Annotated in this window: 2 protein-coding genes; one reads left to right on the top strand and one right to left on the bottom strand. The window is 43.7% G+C overall.

All coding sequences use genetic code 11. The features are described 5' to 3' along the window. Positions 1 to 232, top strand: a 232-nt coding sequence (locus H6S82_RS21750) for a hypothetical protein (RefSeq protein ID WP_191056690.1), incomplete at its 5' end; no start/stop codon positions are given. A gap of 20 nt (positions 233 to 252) precedes the next feature. On the opposite strand, the gene H6S82_RS21745 is transcribed toward H6S82_RS21750, so the two are convergent. Next, complete coding sequence (locus H6S82_RS21745) at positions 253 to 3,981, bottom strand: NB-ARC domain-containing protein (protein WP_190461457.1); 3,729 nt, start codon at positions 3,979 to 3,981, stop codon at positions 253 to 255. Positions 3,982 to 4,069: the final 88 nt, after the last annotated feature.

The raw sequence follows: 4,069 nt of genomic DNA, 5'->3' as shown, positions 1-4,069 counted from the left end.
GGAAGTTGTCCAACAGGCTCTAACGACTGGCTATCTAACCCTTGCAGCAGAAGAACAGCTGCGGCAGCTTTTGCAGAAAAGATACGATATCGAAGATTTAGATGCTTTCATGATGTTGCAGCAAGCCGCAGTAGCCGGTAGGGTTAAGCAAGAATCTCGCGAGTTAATCAAAAATAACTATTTTTCCTGTAGCAATCTGTGCCACCCTGTTTGGGAAGTTGAAGCTGCTTGAGTGCAGCAAGAGTCTGAGTCCTAGCCTTGGGCACCCAACATCTTGAGCGTCGCCACAGTCGCCTCGGTTAAACCAGCGACGCCAGAAATTTTCATGCCTTCATAAGCTCTGGGACTTCTAAGAGTTTTCAGGCACTCGCCCGTTGTGACATTCCACAGCTTAATCGTTTCATCTTGGCTGCCGCTAGCAAGAATTTGACTGTCCAGACTGAAGTCAACTGACAGCACAAAATTACTATGCCCTTCTAAAATTGCAAAACACTGACCGGTATTGACATCCCAGCAGCGTATTGTATTATCTTCACCGGCACTAGCCAAAATTTGACCGTCGGGACTGAAGGCAAGGCATCGAACTCGATCGCTATGACCGACCAAAACTTTCACGCACTCCCCTGTACTAATATCCCACAATTTCACGGTGTTTTTATCGTTGGCAGCAAGCATCCATCCATTTTGATGGAAATCGATTGAAAAAACGAAGCAAGAGTGTTTCTCTAGAGTTTTTAGACATTGAGCGCTGCTAACATCCCATAACTTCACAGTTCGATCGCCGCTGCTAGTAGCAACTATTCGACCATCAGGGCTAAAAGCGATCGATAATACCAGATCGGTATGGCCCTCAAAAGTGTTGCGGCATTGACGGGTAAGGACATCCCATACTTTTACGGTATAGTCTTCACTACCAGTAGCAAAAATTTTACCATCTGGGCTAAATGCAACAGTTCGGATGTGATGTGCATGATTCTCATTAGTTATTTGGCATTGCCCTGTACTGAAATCCCACAATTTAGGAGTACAATCTGCACCACCGCTGACAAGAGTTTGACTGTCTGGACTAAAGGCAACTGACCAAATGCAATTGGTATGAGTTGGGAAGGTTTTCAGGCACTTACCTGCTTGGATATCCCACAGTCTCACCATTCCATCTTCACCACCGCTGGCTAGGATAAAGCTATTGGGACTGAAGCTGAGTGACCAGATCGTATTGCCGAGCTGTCCCTGTAAAGTTTTAAAGCATTGATAAGTGGCGACATTCCATAACTTGATAATGCGACCATCTCCACCAGTCGCAAGTATTTGACTGTCTGGATGAAACGCAACTGACCAAACGCGATCGGGATGTCCCTGCAAAGTCTTAAAACATTTACCTGTATCGATATCCCATAATTTTACTGTGCCATCTTCACTGCCAGTAGCAAGAATCTTACCTTGAGGATCGAAAGCAACGGAGAGTATCCAATTGTGATGTCCTTGTAATGTTTTCAAGCAGTTACCATTAGCCACGTCCCATAACTTCACTGTCCGATCGGAACTACCGCTAGCTAAAATTTTACCATCTGGACTAAAAGCAACCGACCAAATTTTAGACGTATGTCCGTGTAATGTTTTGAGGCACTTGTGAGTAGCGATATCCCACAACTTTATGGTTTCATCGTTACTCCCGCTAGCGAGCATTGTACCTTCTGGGTTGAAAGCTATTGCATTAATTATATGGGTATGTCCCTCTAAAGTTTTGATGCACTTTCCGGTGTTGATATCCCACAATTTCACGGTACGATCGTCACCAGCACTTGCTAAAATATCACTTGGCGGGCTAAAAGCAACTGACCAAATACAATGGATATGTCCTCGCAAAGTCTTCAAACACTGACCGTTGCGGATATCCCACAATTTTACAGTTTCATCAAAACTACAGCTCGCTAGAATTTGACCGTCAGGACTGAAGGCGATCGACCAAACCCAACTGTTGTGTTTTTTACAAGTCAAAAGATGCTTGCCATCCCTAACTTGCCATAAGTGAATCTCGCCATTTGTATCGCCCATAGCGAACAATTGCCCATCCGGGCTAAATTGTACTGACAAGATGCTACCTAATGTTTCGGCAAAAACCGACTTGGCTAGGTTGGAGTTTTGGAAATTAACATAATGCAAATTTACGTCTACCAGGTAAGCTTCCCAAATGGTTAAATCGGAAAAGTCGTAACTGCTTAAATCGGTCTGCATCTGCCGCAATAAATTGATTATATTTCCTCCGGCGTAGCCGATTTCTATGTCTGGCTTGCCTCGCAGGTTCGTCAAAATTTGAGCGAGGTGCTGTTCTAGCAATGTATTACTTTTAAAAGTGGAAAGCAACTTTTCTTTAATGGGTTTGAGGATGAGGCGAATTTGCGTTTCTCTCACATAGTCTTTAGCCTGTGCTTCGATGATGGGATGATTCCGAAATAGCGAAATTTCTTCTAGATTTTGCTTTGCTCTTGCCTCTGTGATTTCTTCGCAAATACAGTCAATAAATTTTTCCGTAACGTACTGCATTACGACTGGCTGTTGGGTGAAGCCATCGGCATTTTTTTCAATTAGCGATCGCCCGACTAGAAATTGTAGCGCTTCAATGACTTTTTGCTTTGATGCTGCTAACAAAATTTCTTCTTGAAGTTTTTTTATACTTGTTGTCTCGCGAGCGATCGCCAACCAGTACATCACTTCTTTTTCTACATCCGGCAAACGTTTAAAATGCTGTTCTAAAAGGTCGCGGATATCCTCAAAAACTAAAGTCCCATTATTCAAGTATTCTAAAATTTTAGAAATATTGCTATCGAATATATCTCGAACAGCCGCAGCAACCATTTTTAGTGCGAGCGGATTACCGCCATAATGTTGAATTAAAAGTTTCCATTCCTCCTCTGACCCAGAGAAGGAACCTTTAGCTTGGAATAGTTCCCGCGCTTCTGTTACCTTTAAACCTGGCATTGGGAAGGAACGAATCGGTAAATTTTCTCCTTCTTTGGATGAAAATCCTATAGGTTTCTCTCGACTGGTCAATATGACTGTGCTTTGATGGCACGTTTCTCCCACACATCTGAGCAATTGACCGTAATCCTCATATCCTTCGCGGTAACGCCCAGCACGTTCCCGTAGTGTATTGGATGAGATATCGCTACCACATAGAATAGTTTCCCAATTATCAAGGACTATTAAGCAGCGGTACAAACGTAAATATTCGATCGAGAGAGTGATTCTTGTTTCTACCCTTTCAGGTAAGTTGATTTCTTGTTGGTTAGAAAGGAATTGAATCAGGTCTGCTAGTATTTCTTGAATTGGTGGCGCATTGCGGAGACTGCGCCAGATGACAAAATCAAAATGTCCCTGAATCCGTTCTGCTAACTTGACAGATAGAGCGGTTTTGCCAATACCCCCCATACCCAATAGCGCGACTAGGCGACACCTTTCTTTTAAAATCCACTGCTCTAGCTGGAGTAATTCTGCACTGCGACCGTAAAAAACAGAGACATCGATCGCATCGCCCCAATCCCGATTAGTTTGGGCCATCTGGTTACCCAATGTTTGAGCGATCGCGCCAGCTCCGCAGTCAAGTTTAGCCCCAGTAATGAATATGCTATTTTCAGGTCGATCGACGTTCGACTTCGGATCTGTTGGAGTTGCGGATGTTACTGAAACTGGGGTTACTCCCCTACCAATATTTTGTTCTGCGTCCTTAAGCTGCCTTACGTATAGCTTCAGTACAGAAGATAAATTATTTTTACTAACCTTCTGGCCAAATGCTTTCGAGAGCATCTGCCACAGCTTATAGCCACTATCTTTGAGGTAAGCCGCATCATAAGCATAGCTTTTGGCCATCTCTTGGTATGACCGACCTTGCCAAGATTCCCGAAACACCAGCTCTTGAATGGTGCTCAAACTTTTGTGGTCGAGAACGGTCTCTACAATCGCCAGCGCTTCCTCAACGGTCATGGCTTTAAAGGGCTCAAAGCAAATGGCAGAGCTTGATAAATTTAATACCTGACTTTAGTATGACTTTTTTCTGACTTTCTATCCTGTC

The sequence above is a fragment of the Planktothrix sp. FACHB-1355 genome (assembly GCF_014748295.1).
Taxonomy (GTDB): Bacteria; Cyanobacteriota; Cyanobacteriia; order Cyanobacteriales; family Aerosakkonemataceae; genus Aerosakkonema; species Aerosakkonema funiforme_A.
This window is presented reverse-complemented; position numbering and strand designations above follow the sequence as displayed.